General features: G+C 64.8%; 16 protein-coding genes. 11 read left to right on the plus strand and 5 right to left on the minus strand.

Features of this window, described 5'->3' with window-relative positions; genetic code table 11:
• Positions 1-2: 2 nt before the first annotated feature.
• From H4F98_RS00410 to H4F98_RS00435, 6 genes are all read left to right on the plus strand, one after another.
• Positions 3-2,741: a glycosyltransferase family 2 protein gene (locus H4F98_RS00410; RefSeq protein WP_182684695.1), complete on the plus strand. Its 2,739-nt coding sequence runs from the start codon at positions 3-5 to the stop codon at positions 2,739-2,741.
• Between the two features lie 62 nt (positions 2,742-2,803).
• Positions 2,804-4,498: a class I SAM-dependent methyltransferase gene (locus H4F98_RS00415; protein ID WP_182684696.1), complete on the plus strand. Its 1,695-nt coding sequence runs from the start codon at positions 2,804-2,806 to the stop codon at positions 4,496-4,498.
• Positions 4,499-4,524: 26 nt separating this feature from the next.
• Positions 4,525-6,972: a glycosyltransferase family 2 protein gene (locus H4F98_RS00420; RefSeq protein ID WP_182684697.1), complete on the plus strand. Its 2,448-nt coding sequence runs from the start codon at positions 4,525-4,527 to the stop codon at positions 6,970-6,972.
• 277 nt (positions 6,973-7,249) lie between these two features.
• Positions 7,250-7,621: a hypothetical protein gene (locus tag H4F98_RS00425; protein WP_182684698.1), complete on the plus strand. Its 372-nt coding sequence runs from the start codon at positions 7,250-7,252 to the stop codon at positions 7,619-7,621.
• Between the two features lie 66 nt (positions 7,622-7,687).
• Positions 7,688-9,298 (plus strand): hypothetical protein, encoded by a 1,611-nt coding sequence (locus H4F98_RS00430; RefSeq protein WP_182684699.1) that lies wholly within the window; start codon positions 7,688-7,690, stop codon positions 9,296-9,298.
• 7 nt (positions 9,299-9,305) lie between these two features.
• Entirely contained in the window at positions 9,306-12,212 is a 2,907-nt protein-coding gene (locus H4F98_RS00435) for an acyltransferase family protein (protein WP_182684700.1), read from the plus strand.
• Between the two features lie 201 nt (positions 12,213-12,413).
• Here the strand turns inward: H4F98_RS00435 and H4F98_RS00440 are convergent, their stop codons facing one another.
• From H4F98_RS00440 to H4F98_RS00455, 4 genes are all read right to left on the minus strand, one after another.
• Positions 12,414-12,971, minus strand: a complete 558-nt coding sequence (locus H4F98_RS00440) for a hypothetical protein (protein ID WP_182684701.1) — start codon at positions 12,969-12,971, stop codon at positions 12,414-12,416.
• A gap of 95 nt (positions 12,972-13,066) precedes the next feature.
• Positions 13,067-14,194, minus strand: a complete 1,128-nt coding sequence (gene wecB / locus H4F98_RS00445) for a non-hydrolyzing UDP-N-acetylglucosamine 2-epimerase (protein ID WP_182684702.1) — start codon at positions 14,192-14,194, stop codon at positions 13,067-13,069.
• Between the two features lie 9 nt (positions 14,195-14,203).
• Positions 14,204-15,145 carry an electron transfer flavoprotein subunit alpha/FixB family protein gene (locus tag H4F98_RS00450; RefSeq protein ID WP_182684703.1) on the minus strand — a complete coding sequence of 314 codons (942 nt, stop codon included), beginning with the start codon at positions 15,143-15,145 and terminating at the stop codon, positions 14,204-14,206.
• Positions 15,145-15,891 (minus strand): electron transfer flavoprotein subunit beta/FixA family protein, encoded by a 747-nt coding sequence (locus H4F98_RS00455; RefSeq protein WP_182684704.1) that lies wholly within the window; start codon positions 15,889-15,891, stop codon positions 15,145-15,147. The genes H4F98_RS00450 and H4F98_RS00455 overlap by 1 nt, the downstream gene beginning before the upstream one ends.
• A gap of 264 nt (positions 15,892-16,155) precedes the next feature.
• Here H4F98_RS00455 and H4F98_RS00460 point away from each other — a divergent pair, with 264 nt between their 5' ends.
• Positions 16,156-17,436: a nucleotide sugar dehydrogenase gene (locus H4F98_RS00460; protein WP_182684705.1), complete on the plus strand. Its 1,281-nt coding sequence runs from the start codon at positions 16,156-16,158 to the stop codon at positions 17,434-17,436.
• Here H4F98_RS00460 and H4F98_RS00465 read toward each other — a convergent pair.
• Positions 17,433-18,251 carry a D-hexose-6-phosphate mutarotase gene (locus H4F98_RS00465; RefSeq protein WP_182684706.1) on the minus strand — a complete coding sequence of 273 codons (819 nt, stop codon included), beginning with the start codon at positions 18,249-18,251 and terminating at the stop codon, positions 17,433-17,435. The two genes, H4F98_RS00460 and H4F98_RS00465, sit on opposite strands and share 4 nt — an antisense overlap.
• 148 nt (positions 18,252-18,399) lie before the next feature.
• Here H4F98_RS00465 and H4F98_RS00470 point away from each other — a divergent pair, with 148 nt between their 5' ends.
• The 4 genes from H4F98_RS00470 to H4F98_RS00485 all read left to right on the plus strand — a co-directional run bounded on the left by H4F98_RS00470 (position 18,400) and on the right by H4F98_RS00485 (position 23,789).
• A complete protein-coding gene (locus tag H4F98_RS00470; RefSeq protein WP_182684707.1) occupies positions 18,400-19,812 on the plus strand; it encodes a mannose-1-phosphate guanylyltransferase/mannose-6-phosphate isomerase in 1,413 nt (470 codons plus the stop codon).
• 83 nt (positions 19,813-19,895) lie between these two features.
• Complete coding sequence (locus tag H4F98_RS00475) at positions 19,896-20,633, plus strand: CoA transferase subunit A (RefSeq protein WP_220479025.1); 738 nt, start codon at positions 19,896-19,898, stop codon at positions 20,631-20,633.
• Between the two features lie 38 nt (positions 20,634-20,671).
• Positions 20,672-21,298, plus strand: coding sequence for a CoA transferase subunit B (locus H4F98_RS00480; RefSeq protein ID WP_182684708.1), 627 nt, complete (start codon positions 20,672-20,674; stop codon positions 21,296-21,298).
• Between the two features lie 142 nt (positions 21,299-21,440).
• The gene (locus H4F98_RS00485; RefSeq protein WP_182684709.1) at positions 21,441-23,789 is read left to right on the plus strand and encodes a reprolysin-like metallopeptidase; all 2,349 of its coding nucleotides are present in this window, start codon (positions 21,441-21,443) and stop codon (positions 23,787-23,789) included.
• The last annotated feature ends 437 nt before the right edge of the window (positions 23,790-24,226 follow it).

Here is a 24,226-nt window from a genome sequence, read left to right on the forward strand (position 1 = left end):
TCATGGATAAGAATACGAGAACCATCGCCTTGCCCGTGACTGTCGGCGACGGCGCTCTGGATGCGAGCTCGATACCGGTGCAGGTGCCGGAGGCAGGTATGTCAACACTCTCAAAGGCATCCGCCGCCTTCGTGGGCAAGGGTGAGGTCGTGGTCGATGCGACGGCCGTAGCACCGCGTCGCGTAGCGATCTTCAGGGATGAGCTCGGTCTCGATGCCTATGCGATCGAACACATGGATGCGCTAGCTGCAGATCCCCCGTTTCGCATCGCATTGGCCTGGGCCGATGTGGCGTGCCAACCCGAGTCGGGTGCAGAGGCATGGCTGGGACAGCTCCTGTGCGATCGCTCCGCAGTTATCGCGGTGGGTTGGAAACCTGGGGCCCTCGAGGCCATAGCGTCGAAGCTCGCGTCGAACGGATATCTCGTGTTGGCCGCCTTCGACGAAGAGCGCCACCACGTGCTTGCGCCGGTGGCAAATGCGATTGAGCTGGAAAGGCTCACGTGTTTCCTCGCAGCTTGTCCCTTGTGGAGTGGCCATTCGGCGTTGTTGCCCCGCGATAAAGGTGCAACGGCTTGCGTGGCTGGCCGCGAAATGGACTCTGGAGGGCGACCTGGCGCTACCGAAGAACGGGAGGGGGGCGCGATGTCAACACAGGATGGTTCCGGTCCCGAGCCAAGCGATGCCGAGCATGCCCGGCGCCAGGACGAACTCATCGAACAGATCCGGCGCATGGACGATCGCCTCCGGCAGCAGGTCGAGGCCAATCGCAGGAAGGTCGAACAGCTGGCATCCGAGCTCAGGCTGCGCGTTGCCACGGCCGAACTGCGACACGAGGCCCTACTCAACGGCCGAGTGTTCGGGACGTTGCGACGGGTCGCCCGGTTGCTGCGCTTGCTGTCGCCCCTGACATGGGTACGGTCGCTCATGCCGGGGGAGGCGACAGCTGCCGTCCCCGCCGCAACGCAAAGCGCGCCGCTTCATGCAGGCTCGCGACGAGGCGCCTCTCCTGGATCTCCGGCCGCGGTGCAGACGCCCGCGGAACCGGCGGCGCTGCCATCCCCGCAGAGCATTCGTATCGCCGGGGTTTCATACATGAGCCGTCCGGAAGGAGGCGTGTCTGCGGCGGACATCGTTTATCCCGGCAATCCGCTGATCACCGTGGTCATGACCACGTTCGATACCGAGGAGTTCGTGGAGGCAGCCGTGCGTTCCATCCTCGATCAGACCTGGAAGAACCTGGAGCTCATCGTGGTGGACGACTGCAGTCGCGACAGTACCCGCGCCCGCGTCGAAGCGATCGCGAAGACGGACCCGCGTGTCAAGCTTTACTGCTACGGCGAGAATCGCGGCACATACTGGTGCAAGAACTTCGGCATCACGCGGTCCAACGGCGACGTTGTCACCTTCATGGACAGCGACGACATCTCCGAGCCGAAGCGGCTTGAGCTCCAGTTCGAGGCACTGAATCGTCCCGGCATTGCCGTCAGCACCTGCAACCACGTACGCAAGGACGAAGATGGCAAGGTCATCCTGATCAATGGGGTCGCGGAGCGCGTCGCCTACATCAGCCAGATGGTCAAGAGGAAAGTGTTCGACGAGATGGGCTACTTCGACACGATCCGCACCTCGGCCGACGATGAGTTCCTGCGACGCCTGCGCATCACCTATGGGCAGCAAGCGCAGGCCAACGTCAAGGAAGTCCTGTACATCGCCCTCCTGAGGGACGGGTCGCTGACCCGCGATCCGGCCAATGCGATCAACTTCGTCCAGCAACGTAACTCGGCGCAGAGCTTCCTGTCGCCGCAGCGACGCCACTACGCCGCCATGTGCGATCGTTGGCACAAGTTCCTCGTCGAGCGGAAGCTCAGGCCCTACGTGCCGTTCCCGGTCGTGCGGCGCCCCTTCCCGGTCTTTGGGAAGCTCGTCGTCGACGGGGGGCGCTACGACGGCAACATTATCAGCGCGTGCCTGGCCTCGTATCCGCCCCGGGAGGAGAAGCTGCGTGAAGTCGTAGCGGCGCTACTGCCGCAGGTCGACCACCTGTACGTCTACCTGAACGAGTACGAGGCGGCGCCTGAGTTCCTTCGCCATTCTCGGATAACGGTGGTGATCGGCAGCGAGAATCTTCGCGACAATGGCAAGTTCCACTTCATCGCGCAGGTTCCGGAGGGCTATTGCTTGACCGTAGACGACGACATCGCTTATCCGCCGGACTATGTGCAGTCCATGATCCGAAAGCTGGAGTTCTATGAGCGGAAGGTGGTGGTTGGCCTGCATGGCACGGTGTATTCGAAGCCGATCCGGAGCTTCTTTCGGGGCCGGACCCTCCTGCATTTCGAAGAGGCGCTCGCGCAGGATACCGTCGTGAACCAGCTCGGTACCGGAACCGTCGCGTTTCACACGTCGCTGTGGCGGCCGGAGCGGGATTGGTTCAGGACTACGGGGATGGCGGACGTCTGGCTGGCCGTCGAAGCCAGACGGCGTCGCATTCCTCTGGTCGCGGTGGAGCGCGCGGCGCTCTGGCTGGCCCCGCTGGGAGTCGAGGAAACCACCTTGTTCCGGGAGTTCCGCAAGAACGACGAACTTCAGACGCGGGTGGTCAAGGAGCTCTCCCCGTGGCGCGAGGAACTCAGCAATGAGCTCGCACTCAGCGTTCGCGCGAAGACGCAGCGACTGGGTGCCGCCTATGCGCGATTGCTGCCCCGCCTGGGCGTGGCGGCCGACGCGCCAACGGCATGAACCCCACAAGGCATCGGATGGCCGCAAGGCCCTCGTCAACTGGAACACCGGAGTAGGCAGGCATGGCAGGAATGATGACAACGAGGAGGCTTCTAGGCCTTGCAATGGCTGCTGCGGGCGTTGCCCTGCTGATCGCCGGCACGTTGCGTGGAAGCACCCCGGTGATGCTGATCGGCATGGTCGTGCTCGGGATGCTCGTCGGGGGTTTGGTCGTCGCGGTCCTCCAACGCGCGATCGTGGTGATGAATCTTGCTGCGGCAACGCGCGCGGATGTCGACCGCGCCCTTATGCTGATCGAAGCCCATCCGGCGCAACTCAAGCGCGCGATGGCGGAAGCGGAAGCGACGGATCGCGGGGAACGGCAGAAGTTGCGGGTCGCCGTCGAAACATCGATCTCCGGCGTGCAGAACGCGCTGGGTGAAAAGCTCACGCGGATGGGTGAGGCTCAGGCGCTCCAGTCAAGCATCATGACGGTAGCGTTGGGGCAAGCCCTTGAAACGCTTGCGGGTCGCCTGCAGGCGCTCGAGGCGGGGTTGGCTGGCCTGGAGGCGCATCTTGCCGGCCTCGATGCGCGTGTCGAGCAGGCGTCGGATTCTCTGCGCGAAGCCGGGTCCGTGCAGGATCAGCTCCGGCGACTGATGCTGGAGGGGAACTCGCTGGCGGTCCGTGCCTACCGGGATATCCATGCCGCGCTGGATGCCCACGCAGAGACTCTGGGCACGGCGACAACAGGCATCGACGCGCATTTCGTTGGCCAGCGTGCCGGGCAGGAGGCCCTTGCCGAGCGTTTCGATGTCCAGGCTGAGGCGGCGGAGCAGGTCCTCCGGCGGCTTGGAGACGATCTCCGCGATGGCCTGGCGCGCCAAGCCGCCGCAGACGTGGCGTCCAGGAATCGTGCGACGGAAGGCGTCGAGCGCGTGGTCGCGTTGATCGAAAGCCTCAGGAAGGGCTATGAGGCCGACAAGCAGGCACTCAAGGCATTCACGCACAACGAAAAGAAGTTGCGCAGCCTCTCTCGCGTCCCGCTGCAATGGCTGAAAACCGAGACCGTGAGAGAGGTGGAGGCGCTGATGCAGCTCCGTGAGCTGTTGGGGACGGAGGGGCCAACCCCTCTTCTTGGCGGATGGGCGATGGATCCGGAGGCGATGCTTTCGCTGGTCGAGCTCGTCCTCGAGCGCAAGCCGAGGTGCATCGTCGAGCTAGGCAGCGGGACGTCCTCGCTTTGGCTCGCGATGGCATTGAAGAAGAACGGCACCGGAAGGCTCGTTTCCTATGACCATCTCGGCGAGTACGCCGAATCGACCCGCAAGGCGCTTGAAGCCCATGGCGTCGGAGCCTTCGCTCAGGTGCGTGCCGCACCGCTCGTGGACGTCGCGATTGGCGAGGAGACCTACGCCTGGTATTCGCTTCCTGACGCGCCCGGCGAGGGCGAGATCGATTTGCTCATTGTCGATGGTCCACCCGGTGGGACGGGCCCTATGGCCCGGTTTCCCGCCATCCCCCGGTTATTCGACCAGCTCCGGGAAGATGCCATTGTTGTTGTCGACGACGCTTCGCGGCCGGACGAGAAGACGATGCTCGATCGCTGGGAAGCCGCGTTTCCCGCGTTGCGCCGTGGCCATGCCCTCGGCACGCGAACGGCCACGCTTTCCGTGTCCCGGTCCGTACGCACCGACGGTGCGGGGGAGCGTCCCGCGCCGGAAGGAGCCTCGGTTGATTCTCAGCGTTCGAAAGCCCCGGTCCACCGCGCGAAATGATGCCAGACCAAGGGAGGAGTGATGCGATGACGGCGCTGCCCATGTCTCCCACGTACGTGCATGATTACCTGGCCCGCTTCGCGCAACCGGGCGATGCGGGCCCATTCGATGCGGGCGCGCTCCGGGCGCGTTCGGTACCTGCGCGCGACCTGCTGGCGTGGGCGGTATCGTCGCAGCGTCTGGATCCCGATGCCCTCGCTTCGCTGCTGCGTCGGGCCGCCGACGGGGCCGCGGATGCCCTCGGGGCATGCGCGGACCTGGATCGAAGGATGCTCATGAGGCTCGCACGGATCACTGCGCTCCAAGCGGTGTTCCCCGGTGACATAGGCCTCGCGTACGACGCGTATCGTGTGCTCGAGTCCGTGCATGGAACAAAGCGGATTCCGCCACGCCACCTCGTGCTTGCCGCGCAGCTCGCCCTCCACGTCCAGGACTTCGCCGGCGCGACGCGCCTTGTGTCCGCGCTGAAGGCGGATGACCTGCAGCGGCGGTATCTCCTATGCGACCTCGCCAACCCTTTCGGAGGTAGTCCGCACGCCAACATGCCGCGCTGGCTGGCGCGGGTCAACGAGCTTGTGCTGGAGTCCGGGGTAGAAGCCCTCCATCTGGAGGATCGCGCGGACGTTCCTCCATTCGACCGGCTCAGGAGCAGCCCCGCGGCACGCTCGGTGGACGGGCCGCTCGTCACGGTCGCGGTTGCGAGTTGGTGTCCGGACCATGCGTTGCTGACGTCGGTGCGGTCGCTGCTCAGCCAGACATGGCGCAACCTAGAGGTCTTGGTGATCGACGATGCTTCCCCCGACCGGTTCCATGGGGTGTTCGATCAGGTTGCCGCTCTCGACCCCCGCGTCCGCCTCATCCGTCAGGCGCGAAACGGAGGGACCTACGTGGCCCGCAATCGAGCATTGCGCGAGGCCCGGGGCGACTTCTTCACGGTACAGGACGCCGACGATTGGGCCCATCCTCGCCGGATCGAGCGCCAGGTCGAAGCGCTGACGACGCGTTCCCACGCAGTGGCCAACCAATGCACCGGGATCCGCGTCGACGACCTGGTCAGGTTCAATTTTCCTGGGGTTTCGCCGTTCCGTACGAACGAGTCGTCGCTGCTCTTCAGGCGCGAGGCGGTCGTCGATCGGATCGGATACTACGATCAGGCGCGAAAGGCGGCCGATAGCGAGTTCTCGACCCGGCTCAGGAACGTGTTTGGCCATGAGGCGTGCGATGCCCTGGATGGAATCCTGACGGCGATTCGCCTCAGTCCCGACTCCCTCTCGCGCAGCGAGTTTCGGGCGGGCTGGCGGCACCCAGCTCGAAGCGCATACCGGCGTAATTTCGAGCGCTGGCACGATCGGACCACCCGCCTCAGGCTGCAAGGCGAAGGGGGGCAGCGGATGTTTCAGTCCCCGCATCGGTTCAAGGTCGAGAAGCCGTCGCGTGCACCGTTCGACGTCGCGTACCTGGGTGACTTCCGGGCATCGGCTCCGCTGGCGCACGAGCTCGCCGACGAGATGGTCGCGCTTGCCCGTTCCCACGCGCGAGTGGCCTTGGTGCACGCGGATTCATTCCTGAGGCTCTCGTCGCATGCAGTCGGGCATTTCGCGCCCGTCGTCTCGAACGCGCTTGCACACGGCCTCGTCGAGGAAATCGACCTTTCCGAAGACGTCGAAGTACGAAGCGTCGTCGTGACCGAACCCGACCTTCTGCATTTCCTCACGCCCATGCGCGTGGGCCTTCGCACCGGCAATGTCCTGATGCGCGCTGCCAACGGCCCGATCGCCACCGACGGGTTGGCGGCCTATGATCCCGACCGGTGCGAGGCTATATGCGCCCAGCTTTTCGGATGCGCGCCTGCCTGGTTCGCGACCGACCGCGTTGCCGGGAGGGGACTCTCGCGGGTATGGGGCGTGCGCGGCGAAAAGCACGCCAGGTGGCCCGACATCGTCGTTCCCGGGCATTGGCGCGGCCCCTCTCGCGGGCGCGGCGCTGGCCCGGCGGAGCGCCTTGTATTGGGCTTCCAGATCGACGCGCGCCTTCCCCTTGACGCCCAGCTGGCGCGCTACGCGGAAGTTGCGCCGGACGTGCTGTTCGCCTGGCACCACGACCCCCAGGGTGTCGCGTCGATACCCGTGACGCGGCCATACCTGGTCGGGCCGGGTACCGTGGAAAAGGCGACCGCCTTGACACTGGTCGACGCGTGGCTGAAGCTCGAACCGCGTAATGGCGAGCGGCGGCGTCCGCGGGACGTGCTCGAGGCCATGGCTGCTGGCTGCCTGCCGGTGATGGATCCTTCCTGGGAAGAGCTATTCGGCGAGGCTGCCCTCTATGCCGACGCGGGCAGTCTCAAGCAGTACTTGCAGGTGGCGGCTGCAGACGGCGGGCTTCAACTCGGATGCCGGGAGTCTGGAGCCGTCATGCTTGCCTCCGAAATGGACGCAGCTCGCTTCCGTACCCAGTTCACCCGGCTGCAAGACTGAATGCCACTGCCAAGAATATAATCGCGGGACCGTTGCTATCTCTGCTCCCTTGTCCGGGCAGCCTCGTGGTGACAAGGAGCTCATGGCCACCGGTAGCGGCGGCAAGACGCGGCGAAGCGAACCAACCGTCCGGCAGAGCCGATCCCCAACACATTCCCGAGTAACCCAAATGCACAAGTTTGCTTCAATTGCCGTGTCCACCGTGTTGCTTATCTGTGCCGGGTGTGGAAACGAAAGCACGGCCCCTTCACCGGCTTCCGCCCAGGACGAGGCACCCATGGCCGAGCCCACGGTCGTTCCGTCGCAGAAGCCGGTACCGGCCGATGCCATCGATTCCGTTATCGCGCACTTGGGTGACCGGGTCTTCGTCCGCTACGACCGGCGAGAGGATTCCGCAGGCCAAGGTAGCGAACGTCAGGTGTTCTTGGAGGTCGTCGAGGGCACGCTGGGGGATGCGGAAGCGGTGGTCTCCGAGGATCTCGTGCGAGCCGGCTACATCGTCGGCAAGCGCCGCGAAGACGCAAACGGTGCACGCCAGTTGTACCGGGCGCGCGAAGGAAAACCCATCCGCACGCTCGCTCGCGAGAAAGGCGTCGGGCCAGCGCTGAAGGATCCCCGTGCCGTGGCTTCGATCTATCTCAAGCAGTAGTGAAGCACCCCGGCGCCCGAAGGTACGCCGGGCGAATTGAAGTCAGAACGCCGAAGGAAGGTTTGCATGCTCGTCAGGCCCGATGGGAAGCCGTTGAAGATACTAATGCGTGGTGATTGTACGTGTCGCCGGTCGCTTGCGCTCAATCCTGATCTATTCAACGCCAAACCGTCCATCACTCAGAACGGCAAGTCGCCGATGATCCTGTTCCTTGACGCGATCGATGGTCGGACCGTTTCGCACGAGTATCTCGATTCGATCAGTGATGTGGCATCCATGCAACCCACGCTCCAGCGCTACTACATCGGCCAGGCCGACAGGGAAGTGGTCACCGAAACGGGTGCCGACCTGTTGATGCTGGATTCGTACGCTGACATGAACTTCGAGCTTTGGGAGGACGGGCAGGGCGTCAAGTTCTGGATCCACCCGGCGCATCTGAAGCACCGAGAGCGATTCCTTGAAGGGCATAGGAAACTGGGTCGGAGGACGCTCGAACAGTCGGTCAACGAGGCTGTGGAACTGATCCATCACGTGCGCAGAAACAATCCCGAGATCCCGGTCCTCTTCCTGAACCAGCAGACGGACTACTACCCGAAACTGGACGGGCGACTCGAGTATTACGATTTCGGCCGGCGGGTCGCCGAGCGTGAGGAAGGGGTGTATTGGGGCGGTGTCGAGGCCAGAGAGGACCTTGAGCTTGCGGATGTCGGCTCCTGCGGCCCCGGCAATACCCTGCACTTCCAGGGAACGACCTATCGGCGGATGCTCCAGCGCGCATTCGATGGTGGGCTTGCCGACGCGATCAGCGCGCGAAGCCGAGCATCCACCGCCGTTCCGGTGGCGAGCGCCGCTGTGGAACGGGCCTCGCCGGAGCCGAGGCAGGTTTCTGATGGCGATGCCGATGCGACGCCCCACCTCAGGCTTGCCTTCGACCGCGATAGTCGAACTTGCAACGAGGTGTGCGGTTCGTTCGTCGACCGTTCGGCGAAGGGGCTGGAAAACTACGTGCATTTCGAGTCGTTGGGGGAGTTTTCGCCCCGGCGCTTCACTCCGATGCTGATCGATCTTGACCACGTCGCGGATTTCGATGCGTGGGAAGCGCGTATCAAGAAGTTCGGCAAGGGCGCGCGAATCCGCCAGAAGAAGAAGGCGATTGCGCGTGGCTACTACGTCAAGCCTTTTGCCTGGAAGCTTTTCATTCCGGACGTACATGCCGCAAACACATCGAAGGAAGTTCGTTCAGGGGGCGCCATTCGCTCGACCCTGACGAAGTCGATTGACGAAATGGGCGGCGCTCCGGACAGAATGTTCGAAGTGGCGTTTCCCAAGTGCACGCGACACTGGGCAATGACGTTTGGAGTGTTTCAGTCGGAGCCAGGCCATGTCCAGGGCTCGGTGCAAGTGGACGAGCGACTGGGCGGATACATCTCATTGAGGCGGACCGGCGACCTTGCCGTGTACTCGCAGATCCTGGGGCATGGGGAGCACCTGGACAATGGTGTCCTGACGCTCTTGCACCATGAAGTGGTGAAGTGGCTCGTCGACCACGCCGATACTCATGCCAAGGGGCTGAAGTACCTGATGTACGGAGGCAAGGAGAACGGTACCTCAGAGCTCCTTCGCTTCAAGCGGCAGGCGGGATTCACGCCGCACTTCGTCACGCTCGTAGGCCAGTAGGGCGTCCATGGTGGGGGTGTCGACCGTGCGGGGAGCATTCCGGCCGGAGATTCAGGGACTGCGCGCGATCGCTGTCCTGCTGGTGCTGGTCTATCACGTCTGGCCGTCTTTCCTGCCCGGCGGCTTTGTCGGGGTCGACGTATTCTTCGTTATTTCCGGCTACCTCATTACCAGCTTGCTGCTCAGGGAGGTCGAGCGCAGCGGTTCGATCTCGCTGCCGCAGTTCTACGTGCGACGCGCCAGACGGTTGCTGCCGGCTGCGATCGTGACCCTATTCGCGGTAGTGGCAGCCACTGCCCTGTTGCTTCCGATCACGCGTTGGCGCGACGTCGCCCTCGAAGTGGTCGCCTCGACGCTGTACTTCGAGAACTGGTGGCTGGCCTTCAAGGCGGTGGATTACCTCGCGATAGAGGCCGATCCTTCGCCCCTGCAGCATTTCTGGTCGCTGTCGGTGGAGGAGCAGTTCTACTTCGCCTGGCCCGCGCTGCTGATCGCCTTGGCCTGGTTCTCCCGCGCCCGGCGCGTGCCGTTCCGGCGTGCCGTCGGTGCGATCGTTTCGATCGTGCTCGCGGCGTCCCTGGCGTATTCGGTGATCGCGGGGCTTTCGGGCAGCTCGTCCGCTTACTTCTCCACGTTCTCCCGCATCTGGCAGCTCGCCGCGGGCGCGTTGGTGGCGGTCGTCGGCTTTCTTCCGGGTCGCGCGGGGGTCGGCCTGCTCCTGGCGGGACTCGCGGGCATGGTGCTGTCCGCGATCGTGCTGGACGCCGGTATTCCATACCCGGGGCATGCCGCGCTGCTGCCGACGCTGTCGGCGGTCCTGGCGATCGCGGCCGGCGGCGCCCACGAAAGGACGGCGCTCACCCGCTGGCTGGGCAGCAACCGGGCGATCCAGTACCTGGGCGACATCTCGTATTCGCTGTACCTGTGGCATTGGCCCGTGATCACCTTCTACCGCGCATGGCGGGGCGAGGACCCGGGCCTCTGGGATGGCGCTGCGTTGCTAGGGCTCTCGGTTCTCTTGGCGGCCGTGAGCAAGAGGTATATCGAAGACGCATTCCGGCATGGGCCCGCCACGGCCGGCCGGCCGTGGCGTCCGCTCGCCGCCGCGGCCTCCGCCTCCATCGCCTGTGTCGCCATTGCCCTCGTCCTCGGGCGTGCCGGGGGGCTCGGGGTGCCCGCGCGGGACGTTGCTTCCGGACTGGATCAGGACCATCCCGGCGCCGCGGCGCTGTACTTGAAACCGGCGCGGACACCCCGCGAAGTGGACTTCCTGCCGAAGCTGGTCGACGTGGAGTTCGACGTGGCGTCGGCGTACCGGATGGGCTGCATCCAGGATATCGACGGCGACGAGGTCAAGACCTGCGTGTTCGGTTCGACGCCGGCAAGGATGAGGATCGCCGTCGTCGGTGACTCGCACGCGGTGCACTGGCTGCCTGCATTCAAGTGGATCGCCGAGCACTACGACGTCCAGGTTGTCGGCATCACCAAGACGAGCTGCATCACCGCGGGGCTGCCGACCTACCACCGGAAGCTCAAGCGCCCATACGTTGAGTGCGAACGTTGGACGCGCAACGTCGTCGATTACCTGAATGCGCAGGACTTCGACAAGGTTGTCCTGGTCGAGTCGCCGCGGCACGCCGTGTACGGCCGGCAGGGCGAAGGCTATGCCGCCAGTGCGGAAGCGCTCGCGCAGGGCATGAAGGACGTGTGGTCCGGGTTCCGGGACCGCTCGGCGGTCACGCTGATCCGTTCGACGCCCTGGCAGCCGACGATCGTCCGGGAATGTTTCGCGAAGAACGCTCCGGGCGGCGATGGCTGCACGGCGGGGCGTGACGCGGCGCTTTACGACGACGCGATACCCCGGCTCGCACGCCTCGCCGGTTATCCCATGCTGGATTTCACCGACCTGTTCTGTCCCGGGAGCGCGTGTCCGGCGGTGATCGGGAACGTGTTCGTCTACCGCGATGCGCATCACATCACGGCGACGTACATGCAGACGCTGGCGCCCGTCCTTCGCGAGCGCCTCGGTATCGACGGCGCCATCGCCCGCCGGCCAGGGGAGGCCGCCGGGCAGGTTCCCTCACTTAGCAAGGTCCGGCCGGCGATCGCCGCCGCCGCCGCGGACCGCGGGATCGCCTTCGACAGGCAATGCGTGGTCTCCACGACTTCGCGCGCGGTGAAGAAATGCGAGTTCGGCGACCGCGACGGCCGCATCACGGTGGCGGTCGTGGGTGACGCGACCGGCGCGAACCTGATGCCCGCGATCGATCCGGCCGCGATCGCATTGGAGTGGCGGGTCAATACGTACTTCAAGGACAGTTGTCTGTTCGGCGGCGAATCCGTTTTCCATCGTCGACTCAAGCGAGCGTTCAGTGAATGCTCGGCTTGGAATCGGCAGGTGCTGCATGAATTGCTCGTTTCCAAGCCAAACATCGTCCTCCTTGCGCAGTCTCCCAACTACACTGATGCGCGGGGAAGGTCCTACGATCAGGCAAGTGCCCAGCTGGAGCGTGGAATAGGTGTGTACGTTCGGGAATTGCAGCGGACCGGAATCCGAGTGGCCGTCGTCAAGCACTTGCCGAAAATGCCCTTCGACGTCCCCCTCTGTCTTGAGTCGCGGGCGGATACCAAGGCGTGTGGCGCGCCGCGACAAGGCGCCTTGAGCAATGGAGCTTTGTTCAGGTACGCAGTTTCGGCGAAGCCGGCTCTCGGGCTTGTCGACCTTAGCGACAGTTTTTGTGGTGAGTTACGATGCGAAGCCGTAATAGAAGACGTGCTCGTCTATCGGGACGGCATGCAGCCCACCGCTACGTTCGCAAAGACGTTGTCTGGGGCATTGGAAAGGCAGTTGCAAGACTTGCTCGTTGTGGGCGGCGTGGTTTCGTCGAGTGAGTCGCGTCGGTCGGGTGATTGACGACGCCGGTGTCGCAGTGCCTAAGCGACGAGGTGCCATTCAGCCAGCTTTGCGCGCTGACCGTCGTGGCACAGTGGCACGACAATGGCATGAATCCGGTCGGGAAAAAGCCGCAGCTCCGTCAGGGGGCTTGAGCTCGAGAGGGGGTTCTAGAGTGGGGGAATGTTGCCCCGGACACGCGACATGGGAGGTTGCTCAGCATCATTCGATGCTTGCATTGTGCTTCTTTTCCCATAGCGCGGTCGCAGCCTGAAGGTTGCCCTCTGCGCCAATTAGTTGAAGGAACTCGGGAAAGTCCCTTGCATGCTGCTCCATCTCAAACGGCATGACGTGGGTTTTGTCCTTCAGGAACGCATCGATATTGCTCGTAACCGCATCGATGTAGCCATAGCAAGCCTCGAGCGGATCTTTGGGAGAGGTCATGCAGATGGCTTCGCAGTACGCCCTCATGATCGAAGAGCGCATGTGCCAGCGGCGGTTGAAGCTTTGAGCCACGGCATCGCGATCGCGCTTCAGGTGCACATAGAAAGCGTCGTTACCGTATCGCTCCTCCAGATACCCCAGGAACCAGGCCAGGCGGTTATCGACTTCTATGTGTCGCAGGGGGTAATGGGCCCGGTCCGCCCCCATCAGTCTGGCTCGGGATTCATGGCCCACCGTGAAGTTGTTGATGTGGCCGACGGCCTTCGCGAAAGTCACCGAGCCGCAGCGCCCAGTGCACAAGACGAATACGTTCTGGATCCGTGAAGCGCTGGTCATGGTTGGGTGGGCTCCGCGTCAGAATGGATTCAGAAGGTAGGGGGCGGCGCTTGGTGGGGGCGGTCCCTGCGCTAGCTTGAGTGAAACATGCCGGCTCAATGCGTGCTGACAAGCTCCGCGATCCGAGCGGATGCCATGCCGTCGCCATATGGATTCGAGGCTGACGCCATCCGTTGGTAGACATCGGGCTCGTCCAGCAGTTGAGCAACGGCTTCTGAGATTTGTGAAGACCCGGTGCCAACGAGGCGCGATGTACCTGCGTCGATCGCTTCCTGACGCTCGGTAACTTCCCGCATGACCAGGACCGGCTTGCCCAAGGCGGGCGCCTCCTCCTGAATGCCACCCGAGTCGGTGAGCAGAAGATGGGATTGCTGCATGAGCCAGGCGAAAGGCAGGTAATCTTGCGGGGCAATCAGGAATACATTGGGCGTGTTGGAGAGCAAGCGTTCCACCGGTTCCCGAACTCTGGGATTCAAGTGCGCGGGATACACGATCTGTACGTCGCTACGTTTGGCGATTGAGCGTAGCGCAAAACATACTTCTTCGAAGCCTGGACCGAGATTTTCGCGTCGATGTCCTGTCACCAAGATCAGACGCTTATTCGGGTCGAGGAAGGAGAAGCGTGCCTTGAAGTGCGCTTTGGCCTCGGGATCGTCGCGCAGTCGATCCAGCGCCCATAGAAGGGCATCAATCACCGTATTACCGGTCACCGAGATGGTGCCGGGGTGGATCCCCTCACCGATCAGGTTGGCGCGCGCGCCTTCTGTGGGGGCGAAATGGAGGTCCGCCAGTGGGGCGACCAGCCGGCGATTCGCTTCCTCGGGCCACGGCGCGCACATGTCGCCAGTGCGCAGGCCTGCCTCCACATGACCCAAAGGTACCTTGGCGTGGAAGGCCGAAAGCCCCGCTGCCAATGTCGTTGTCGTATCTCCATGCACGAGCACCCTGTCGGGTCGCAGTGATCGAATGACATCGCCCACACCCGTCAGCACGGAGGCAAACAGAGCGTCCAGTCCCTGGCCAGGTTGCATGAGATCCAGGTCAATATCCGGCTGGATCTCAAACAGCTTGAGCGCCTGGTCGAGCATCTCCCGATGTTGAGCGGTCACGGCCACCCGTGTGTCGATGCTGGGCACCCGCCTGAGAGCCCGCACCACGGGCGCCATCTTGATCGCCTCCGGCCGAGTGCCGAAGACCACGAGGACCTTCTTGTTGGCGGCCATCGACCGTGCTCAGCCCAGCGCCGCTTCCAGTTCCGGCAATACCTTGAACAGGTCGCCCACCAGACCGATGTCGGCGATCTCGAAGATCGGCGCGTCGGCGTCCTTGTTGATCGCCACGATCGTGCCCGCGTCCTTGATGCCGGTCAGGTGCTGGATGGCACCGCTGATGCCGATCGCAACATAGAGTTCTGGGGCGATGATCTTGCCGGTCTGTCCGACCTGCATCTCGTTGGGCACGTACCCGGCATCGACCGCGGCGCGCGACGCGCCGACGCCCGCCCCGAGCTTGTCGGCGAAGTCGTAGATGATCTTGAAGTTCTCCGCCGAACCCACGCCGCGGCCGCCGGAGACCACGCGCTTCGCGCTCTGCAGGTCGGGGCGGTCGGAGCTGCCGGCCTCCAGGCCGACGAAGCGGGTGTGGGTCGGCAGGGTCGCCTCCACCGAGGCGGCCTCCACCGGCGCGCTGCCGCCTGCCTTGGCTTCCGGCCAGGACGCGGTGCGCACGGTCGCGACGACCGCGTGGTCGGCCGGGGCCTCCACGGTGATGATCGCATTGCCCGCATAGATCGGGCGCTTGAACGTATGGCTGCCTTCGACCGCCATCACGTCCGACACCTGGGCCACGCCCAGCAGGGCCGCCACGCAGGGCATCAGGTCCTTGCCGAAGGTGGTCGAGGGACCGAAGACATGACTGTAGCCGGCGGCGAGGCCGGCGACCTGGGGCGCCAGCACCTGGGCCAGCGCATGCGCGTTGGCTTCGTGGGCGACGGCCAGCACCTTCGACACGCCCTCGATCGCGGCCGCTTCGGCGGCGACGGCGGCCGGGTCGGCGGCGAGGACGACGACATCGATGGCGTCGGGCTCCAGTGCCCGCGCGGCGGAAACGCACTTGGCGGTCGAGGCGTTCAGCTTGACGTCCAGGTGCTCGGCGACGATCAGTACCTTGCTCATTACAGCAACCCCTTCTGCTTCAGTGCGGCGACCAGCTCGGCCGCGTCCTTGACCATGACGCCCTTGCTGCGCTTGGGCGGCGGTGCGTAGCTCGTGGTCTTGAGCGTGTCGCCGGCGTCGACGCCCAGGTCGGCGAACGCGATCGTGTCGATCGGCTTGCTCTTGGCCTTCATGATGTCGGGCAGCTTGATGAAGCGCGGCTCGTTCAGGCGCAGGTCGGTGGTGACCACGGCCGGCAGGTCGACCTCCAGGGTCTCCAGGCCGGCGTCGACCTCGCGGGTCACCGTGGCCTTGCCCTCGGCGACGTCCAGCTTGCTGGCGAAGGTCGCCTGCGGGCGGCCCCACAGCGTGGCGAGCATCTGGCCGGTCTGGTTGGCGTCGTCGTCGATCGCCTGCTTGCCCAGGATCACCAGGTCGGGCTGCTCCTTCTCGACCAGCTTGAGGAAGGCGCGCGCGGCGGTGAGCGACTGGATGCCGCCCTCGCTGACCACGTGGATGGCGCGGTTGGCGCCCATGGCCAGGCCGTTGCGCAGGTGGGCCTGGGCGTCGGCCGGCGCGATGGTGGCCACGACCACCTCGGTGGCGACGCCCTTGTCGCGCAGGCGCAGGGCTTCTTCCAGCGCGATTTCATCGAAGGGGTTGGCCGACAGCTTGACGCCATCGGTGACGACACCGGAGCCATCCGGCTTGACCTGGATGCGGACGTTGTAGTCCACCACGCGCTTGTAACCGACGAGGATTTTCATTGAGTGGGGTCCCAGACTGGAAGCTGAACGGTAGGGCGGGAAAGGCGCCACCGATGCTCGGGTGCATGACCCGATAGTCTAGCGTAATCGCCGTCCCAAGTTGATCGAGGACATGGCCTCGCCCGGCCCGCACATTGCTAGAATGCGCGCTCCGCGAGGCCCGCGCTCCCGCCGAGCGCTTCGAGACCGGCCAAGCCGCGCCCCCGGCGCGCCATCCACGGGCCGCCTTGTGGCTTACCCAAGAAAATGGAAGAAGACAACGTAATGAAGCCAATCAATGAATCCAGGATCTGCGTCGTGGGACTGGGCTACGTCGGCCTGCCGCTCGCCGTCGCGTTCGGGCGGAAGTTCAAGGTGGTCGGATACGATATCGATGCCGGCCGCGTGGCCCAGCTCAGGGCCGGCGTGGATCGGACGTTGGAGGTCGACGAGGCGGAGTTGCGTTCGGCCCCGGGACTGGAGTTCGCCGACTCCCTGAACGGGGTGTCGGATTGCAACATCTACGTGATCACGGTCCCGACGCCGGTCGACCTGGCGAAGAAGCCCGACTTCGACCCGCTCATGAAGTCCAGCGCGGCCATTGGCGGGATCCTCAAGCGCGGCGACATCGTGATCTACGAGTCCACGGTCTACCCGGGCGTCACCGAGGAGGTCTGCGTTCCCGAGCTCGAGCGCGCCTCCGGACTCAAGTTCAACGAGGACTTCTTCTGCGGCTACAGCCCGGAGCGGATCAATCCCGGCGACAAGGAGCGCAGCGTCGAGAAGATCATGAAGGTCACCTCCGGTTCGACCCCGGAAGTGGCCGACTTCGTGGACGCGCTGTACGGCGCGGTGATCCTTGCCGGCACGCACAAGGCCAGCTCGATCCGGGTGGCGGAAGCGGCCAAGGTGATCGAGAACTCGCAGCGCGACGTCAACATCGCCCTGATGAACGAACTGGCGCGGATCTTCCACCGCATCGGCATCGATACCCGTGACGTGCTGGCCGCGGCGGGCACCAAATGGAACTTCATGCCGTTCTCCCCCGGCCTGGTCGGAGGGCACTGCATTGGCGTGGATCCGTACTACCTGGCGCACAAGGCGACGATGCTGGGCTACAACCCCGAGCTGATCCTCGCCGCTCGCCGGATCAACGACGAGATGGGGCAGTACGTGGCCGATCGCGTGCTCCGGCACATGGCGCGCGCGAAAATCAACGTGGTCGGGTCGAGGATCCTGTTCCTCGGGCTGTCGTTCAAGGAGAACTGCCCCGACCTGCGCAACACCAAGGTCGTCGACGTGATCGAGGGGTTGCGCGGGACCCATGCCGACATCGATGTCCACGACCCCTGGGTGAAGGCCGGGGAGGCTGCGCACGAATACGGCATCGAACTCGTCGCCGAACCCGCCGCGGGCGCATACGACGCCGTGATCCTGGCCGTGCCGCACCGGGAGTTCGTGGGGCCGGCCGCCACCCTCGACGTCGGCGCGCTGGTCAAGCCCGATGGCATCGTGTTCGACGTGAAGGGGGTCCTCCCCGCCGGCGAGCGCACCTACCGGCTCTAGGCCACGGGGTTGCCGGGCGGCTCGAGCAGCACGATTTCCTGGGAGCCGCGCCAGCGCTCCCCCGGGGAAAGCAGGAGCGGCGTGGCGGCGCACGCCGCCTCGACGCACACGAAGCGCCTGTGGTCGCCCGGCTCGAGTTCGGGAATCGCCGATGCCTTCGAGGGGCCGGGGTTCCACGCCACGACGTCCCTGAACCCCGTCATCCGGATCTCCCGCAGCTGGCTTTCCTCGGCCAGGCGCAGCGGCTGGGTCGCGCCCGGATAAAGGCGGTCGATCTCACGCTCGAAGGTGACCGGACCCGGGTCGCTTCCCTGGGCGTCGTCGCGGGTGGCATCCATGTAGGCGTGGTCCTGGAGGCCTTCCAGGCGGGCCTTCGCGGCATCCTCGACCTGCAGGTAGGTATGCAGGGCCAAGGTGCACGAAAACGGATCCGAGCCGGTATTGCGCACCTCCAGCGACACCGTCAGGCGATCCGGCGCGAGCCTGGCTTCGAGTCCAAGCCGGAAGCCATGCGGCCACGCGCGACGCGTCGCCGCCGAGTCCACCAGTGCAAAGGAGCGCGTGCCGGGTGCATCGAGCATGCCGGGCTCCCATCCCAGCAGGCGCGCGAAGCCGTGGCGTTGTCCACTGCCCCTGGTGGCGAACTGGGGGAAAATCACCGGGATGCCGCCCCGGATCGCAACGCCCGGCGCCATCCGTTCGGTCGGGACGCAGAACAACTGTTCCCGGCCCCGCGCGATCCAGGACAGCACGTGACCACCGAAATCGCTGGCGCGCAGGTGCATGCCGTGGGCACGGGTGGTGAATGTCCTCAAATCAGCGCTCCGTTCGTTGGTTGGATGGCAGGGGCTGCACGACAGCTCGAGCGTGGACCGGAACATTACTGCATCCGCCGGGGATTCCCGATGGCTCACGCCGATTGAGATCGACTAACCTTCCCAGAACTGTCCTGCGGAGCGACGCATGCTTCATCCGGTAATCCTGAGCGGCGGCAGCGGCACACGCCTGTGGCCCTTGTCGCGCCAGAACCAGCCCAAGCAGTTCCTGTCCCTGATCGGGGACAGGTCCCTGTTCCAGGAGACCCTCCTGCGCGCCAGCAGGCTCGACGGCGCGCAGCCGCCAGTGACGGTGTGCAGCGACGACCATCGCTTCATGGTCGGCGAGCAACTCCAGGCAATCGGACTCGACAGCGGCGGCATCATCCTCGAGCCGGTGGCGCGCAACACCGCGCCGGCCATCGCGCTGGCCGCGATGCACGTGGCGGCGGGCGACCCCGACGCGACCATGCTGGTCATGCCGGCCGACCACCTGATCGAGGACGAGGCGTCGTTCCGGACCGCGGTGGAGACCGCGCTGGTCGAGGCCGGCCAGGGTTGGCTGGTGGCGTTCGGCATCACCCCCGACTACGCCGAGACCGGTTACGGCTACATCCTGAGGGGCGACGCTCTCGGCGAGGGCGCCTTCCGCATCGGGCGTTTCGTCGAGAAGCCCGACCTGGCGACCGCCGAACGCTATGTCGCCGAAGGCACCTACGCCTGGAATTCGGGCATGTTCCTGTTTCGTGCCGCGCGCTACCTCGAGGAGCTGGAACGGCATGCCCCCGACATGCTGGCGGCGGTGCGCTCGGCCTACGAATCGCGTGAAAGCGACCTCGACTTCACCCGCGTGCCGGAAGCGGCCTTCGCCGCGAGCCCGAACGACTCCATCGACTACGCGGTCATGGAGAAGACCGATCGCGCCGCCGTGGTCCCGGTCAGCTGCGGATGGAGCGACATCGGGTCCTGGTCGTCGCTGTGGGCGGTGGCCCAGCGCGACGACGACGGCAACCTGCACGAGGGCGACGTGATCTCGGTCGACAGCAGCGGCAGCCTGGTCCGCGCCTCCGAGCGCCGCCTTGTCGCCACCATCGGCGTGGAGGACCTGGTCATCGTCGACACCCCCGATGCCACCCTGGTCGCGCGCAAGGACCGGGTCCAGGACGTCAAGGCCGTCGTCGACCGCCTGAAGCAGGCCGGCCGCCAGGAGCACCTGTTCCACCGCAAGGTCTACCGCCCCTGGGGCAGCTACGACTCGATCGGCGTCGGCCCGCGCTTCCAGGTCAAGCGTATCGTGGTCAAGCCCGGCGCGGCCCTGAGCCTGCAGAAGCACGCGCATCGCGCCGAGCACTGGGTGGTGGTGTCGGGCATCGCCGAGGTGACCTGCGACGACCGCGTGTTCGACCTTCGCGAGAACGAGAGCACCTTCATCCCGTTGGGCAGCGTGCATCGCCTTCGCAACCGCGGGGACGTGCCGGTGGAACTGATCGAAGTCCAGTCCGGCGGCTACCTGGGGGAGGACGACATCGTGCGGCTGGAGGACGTGTACGGACGATCCTGAGCGCCCGCCATTGCCCCAACGTACGGTTCGGTCCGGCCACCCCGGCGCGTTAGACTGGGGGTATCCCTCAATGGAGTGGCCCCATGTCCCAGACCCCCGCTGCGTCGCCGGCAGGCGGCGCGAGCCAGAAACTGTATCCCGACGCCCGGAGCGCCCTGGAAGGCGTGATCGCCGACGACCAGACGCTGGCGGTCGGCGGCTTCGGCCTGTGCGGCATCCCCGAGGCGCTGATCGGTGCGCTGCGCGATTCAGGCGCGAAGGGACTGACCGCGATCTCCAACAATGCCGGCGTCGATGGTTTCGGCCTGGGCATGCTGCTGGAAACCCGGCAGATCCGGAAGATGATTTCCTCCTACGTGGGTGAGAACAAGGAGTTCGAACGCCAGTTCCTGGCCAACGAGCTCGAATTGGAGTTCAACCCGCAGGGCACCCTGGCCGAGCGCCTGCGCGCCGGCGGCGCGGGCATCCCGGCCTTCTTCACCGCCACCGGTTACGGCACGGTCGTGGCCGAGGGCAAGGAGACGCGCGAGTTCGGTGGCAAGCACTACGTGCTGGAGACGGCGCTGACGGCCGACGTCTCGCTGGTCAAGGCCTGGAAGGCCGACAAGGCGGGCAACCTGGTCTTCCGCAAGACCGCGCGCAACTTCAACCCTGCCTGCGCGATGGCCGGCAAGGTCTGCATCGCCGAGGTCGAGGAGGTGGTGGAAGTCGGCGAGATCGACCCCGACCATGTCCACCTGGCCGGCATCTATGTCGATCGCATCGTCCACAACCCGACCCCCGAGAAGCGCATCGAGCAGCGCACCGTGCGCGCCGCCTGAGCGCCGCGCCCGTCCCCGAACAGACAAGGATCCCGCACATGCCCTGGACCCGCGATCAGATGGCGCAGCGCGCCGCGCAGGAACTCACCGACGGCGCCTACGTCAATCTAGGCATCGGCCTGCCGACCCTGGTGGCCAACCACATCCCCGACGGGGTCGACGTATGGCTGCAGAGCGAGAACGGCCTCCTGGGCATCGGACCCTTCCCGACCGAGGCCGAGGTCGACGCCGACCTGATCAACGCCGGCAAGCAGACCGTCACCGCGCGTGCGGGGGCGAGCTATTTCGGCAGCGACGACAGCTTCGCGATGATCCGCGGCGGCCACATCGACCTGGCCATCCTGGGCGCCATGCAGGTCACCGACAAGGGCGACCTCGCCAACTGGATGGTGCCGGGCAAGATGGTCAAGGGCATGGGCGGCGCCATGGACCTGGTTGCCGGCGTCAAGCGGGTCGTGGTGCTGATGGAGCACGTGGCCAGGGACGGGAGCCACAAGATCCTGAACGAATGCACGCTGCCACTGACGGGGGTGGGCGTCGTGGACCGCATCATCACGGACATGGGCGTGATGGATGTCACGGAAAATGGACTGAGCCTGGTCGAGCTGGCGCCCGACGTGTCCCGGGAGGCGCTGGAGCAGGCCACTGGCTGCCGGATTGCCTGAACCACCGCGATACGCTTTTCAAATCTGCCAAGGGAGCCGCGCGTCGACTAGGCAAGCTTCTTAAACTGCGTCTACACTCAGCCTTCACGTAAGGGGGCGGCCCGGTTTGCCGGGTTGGTGAATCCATCCGGACAGGTGCGCTATGAAGAAGCTTTCCTTGTTGTTGATCCCGCTCGTGCTGTGCGCGTGCAGCCAGGACTGGTCCAGCGGACTCCAGACCGCCCAGGGCCCTGCACGACCGCAGGCGAGCGACGCCATGGCAGCGCTCCCGTCGCCCCCGTCCGGCGTCCAGGCCGGCAGGGCATCGTCGTTCGCGGCGTATCCCGATCGTGGTGCCCTGGCGCACTACACGCGCAACGTGCCGGACCGTAAGACCGGCGCCTACACCTGGCACGCCGCCGAGCTGAGCGAAGCGCATGCATTCCGCGCCATCGCCACCGGCGAGATGACCTTCGAGGCGCCCGACGGCACCCCGATCAAGCTGGCCTACCAGCGCCACATCGAGCACCCCGACGGCAATTGGAGCTGGGTGGGCGAAGCGGAAGACGGCAGCGGCCAGACCGCGGTCATCACCTTCGGTCCCGATGCCGCGTTCGGAACCATCCCGCAGGGCAACGACCTGCCGCCGCTCCGCCTGACGCTGGCCGACGGACGTGCATGGGTGGTGTCGGCCGACAAGGGCATGCTCGGCGAAATCCGCAACCAGGCCACGCACCCCGACGGCCCCGACTTCCTGGTCCCGCCGCGCGATCCGGTCGCGGCCTCTTCGGCCTCCGGCCAGGTGATGCACGCCGCGAGTGCGCCGGTGTCGGCTGCGGCCACCACGAGCGCCACGACGGTCATCGACGTGCTGGTGGGCTACACCAATGGCTTTGCGTCGTCGAAGGGGTCGCAGTCGGCCGCGGTCACGCGTATCCGCAACCTCGTCGACATCACCAACCAGGCCTACGTCAGCAGCCAGATCAATGCGGAGCTGCGCCTCGTCCACTCGATGCAGGTGACGTTCCCGGACAACACGAGCAACAACGACGCGCTCGAGAAACTCACCGGCTTCCGGGCGCCGTCCACCCAGACCACGCCCGATCCCGCGTTCAGCGCGCTGCGCGCTGCGCGCGAAACCTACGGGGCGGACCTGGTCGCGCTGGTGCGCAAGTTCAACGATCCGGAGAACGACGGCTGCGGCGTTGCCTGGCTGCTCGGCGGCGGCATGACGGGGATCGCTCCGAGCGACGAATACTTCGCTTACTCGGTGGTTAGCGACGGCCAGGACGCCGGTGATGACGGCAAGACCTATTTCTGCCGCGAGGAGACGTTCGCTCACGAGATCGGCCACAACCTGGGCTCGCAGCACGACATCGAAACCAGCAAGGACGATGACGGCGACCCCCAGCCGGGTGCCTACAGCTATTCATATGGCTACAAAACGTCGGCCGCCGCAGGTGATTTCTACACAATCATGGCTTATGGCGACTCGGGGCAGGCCAGCTACAGGGTGTTCTCGAACCCCTCGCTGACCACATGTGGTGGTCGTGCGTGTGGCTCGGCGACTGCCGACAATGCCCGCTCCATCAATAACACTGCTTCGATCATCGCCGGATTCCGTCCTTCTGCCGTTTCTGCTGATGCGGGTCGGAACGACATTGATGGAGACGGTCTCTCGGATCTGGTGTGGCGGTATGCCCCGAATGGGGTGGTTCAGACCTGGTATATGCAAGGGCTCGGCATTCGAGCCTATCGAAACGATGCGCTCTCTAACTCCTACAGGTTTGTCGGCAAGGGCGACCTCGATGGAGATGGTTTGATGGACTTGATATGGCAAGGCTCGGACTACCGGCTGTTGATATGGAGGAGTACTGGGTCCGGATTCCAGCAGATCAGCCGTAGCGGAATGAACAGTGATTGGCGTCTGGAGAGCGTTGCGGATATCAATCGCGATGGAAGAGCCGATCTGATCTGGCGTCAGCTGTCGTCGGGTTATGTCCAGTACTGGCTGATGAACAGCGCGCAGATTTCGAGCTATAGAACGCTCGCCCAGAGCAAGACGTATTCATTCCTCGCCGCCGGTGACTTCAATGGAGATGGATATGCAGATATCGCGTGGCGCAAGGTCGATAATCGGGTGGCGATCTGGACGGGGAATGGCTCCACTTTCAAAGAAGCGTCGCTCAATGGCCTGAATCGGGATTGGGCTGTCATTGACGCATTTGATGTCAATGGTGACGGGCGTTCCGACCTTGTATGGAGGCATGGGCCCACTGGTACTGTCCAGTACTGGCTTATGAATGGCACTTCATTGATGTCATACCGAAACCTCGCGCAAAGCACGACCTATCGTTATCTTGGGTCGGGCGATTTCGATGGAGATGGCATTGAGGACATGGCCTGGCACAAGGTCGACAGCAGGGTGGCAATCTGGAAGGGGAACAGGTCCACCTTCAGGGAAAACTCCTTTAATGGCCTCAACCGTAGTTATTGGACGACCCTGCAGTAGATGCACGTGAGCGGCCCGATCCCTGGTTGGGGCGTCTTTCCTCGGCCACGCAGGGATTTGCCCGGTGCGATGGCGCACAGCCCGGCGTGGCCGGACGGTAACGTACTTCGGTCCCGCAATCAGCCTGTAGGGGTCTTGGCTGGCGCCGGCACAGTCGGCCCTCGCTGGCTTTCGTATGGAGCGAAGACGACTCGGTGACGACGACAGCTTGTATGTAAAAGAATCATGTACAGCGATTCTTTCGATCACGCTGCCGACTTCTCCCGACTCAAGTTCGCTTCGGACGAACCCCGGTCGTGAGACGGACGTGTTGACTGCGGAGCCGGCGCCGAGCGCTCAGGAGAGAGTCGCCGAAAAACGGATCTGTGTGGGCGCTTCCTAGTGAAATCGCCTTCGAAAGAGGGTAATCGGTCCTGTGGTTTTTCATTTGCTCGCGC

The organism is Marilutibacter spongiae, assembly GCF_014145325.1.
GTDB classification, from domain to species: Bacteria; Pseudomonadota; Gammaproteobacteria; order Xanthomonadales; family Xanthomonadaceae; genus Marilutibacter; species Marilutibacter spongiae.

What these genes read in the sequence shown, in the direction of transcription:
- wecB (WP_182684702.1), bottom strand. Translation starts at nt 14,194, where the DNA reads ATGGCCGCCAACAAGAAGGTCCTCGTGGTCTTCGGCACTCGGCCGGAG.
- H4F98_RS00450 (WP_182684703.1), bottom strand. Translation starts at nt 15,145, where the DNA reads ATGAGCAAGGTACTGATCGTCGCCGAGCACCTGGACGTCAAGCTGAAC.
- H4F98_RS00455 (WP_182684704.1), bottom strand. Translation starts at nt 15,891, where the DNA reads ATGAAAATCCTCGTCGGTTACAAGCGCGTGGTGGACTACAACGTCCGC.
- H4F98_RS00475 (WP_220479025.1), top strand. Translation starts at nt 19,896, where the DNA reads ATGTCCCAGACCCCCGCTGCGTCGCCGGCAGGCGGCGCGAGCCAGAAA.
- H4F98_RS00410 (WP_182684695.1), top strand. Translation starts at nt 3, where the DNA reads ATGGATAAGAATACGAGAACCATCGCCTTGCCCGTGACTGTCGGCGAC.
- H4F98_RS00425 (WP_182684698.1), top strand. Translation starts at nt 7,250, where the DNA reads ATGGCCGAGCCCACGGTCGTTCCGTCGCAGAAGCCGGTACCGGCCGAT.
- H4F98_RS00460 (WP_182684705.1), top strand. Translation starts at nt 16,156, where the DNA reads ATGAAGCCAATCAATGAATCCAGGATCTGCGTCGTGGGACTGGGCTAC.
- H4F98_RS00430 (WP_182684699.1), top strand. Translation starts at nt 7,688, where the DNA reads ATGCTCGTCAGGCCCGATGGGAAGCCGTTGAAGATACTAATGCGTGGT.
- H4F98_RS00480 (WP_182684708.1), top strand. Translation starts at nt 20,672, where the DNA reads ATGCCCTGGACCCGCGATCAGATGGCGCAGCGCGCCGCGCAGGAACTC.
- H4F98_RS00420 (WP_182684697.1), top strand. Translation starts at nt 4,525, where the DNA reads ATGACGGCGCTGCCCATGTCTCCCACGTACGTGCATGATTACCTGGCC.
- H4F98_RS00440 (WP_182684701.1), bottom strand. Translation starts at nt 12,971, where the DNA reads ATGACCAGCGCTTCACGGATCCAGAACGTATTCGTCTTGTGCACTGGG.
- H4F98_RS00435 (WP_182684700.1), top strand. Translation starts at nt 9,306, where the DNA reads ATGGTGGGGGTGTCGACCGTGCGGGGAGCATTCCGGCCGGAGATTCAG.
- H4F98_RS00485 (WP_182684709.1), top strand. Translation starts at nt 21,441, where the DNA reads ATGAAGAAGCTTTCCTTGTTGTTGATCCCGCTCGTGCTGTGCGCGTGC.
- H4F98_RS00415 (WP_182684696.1), top strand. Translation starts at nt 2,804, where the DNA reads ATGGCAGGAATGATGACAACGAGGAGGCTTCTAGGCCTTGCAATGGCT.
- H4F98_RS00470 (WP_182684707.1), top strand. Translation starts at nt 18,400, where the DNA reads ATGCTTCATCCGGTAATCCTGAGCGGCGGCAGCGGCACACGCCTGTGG.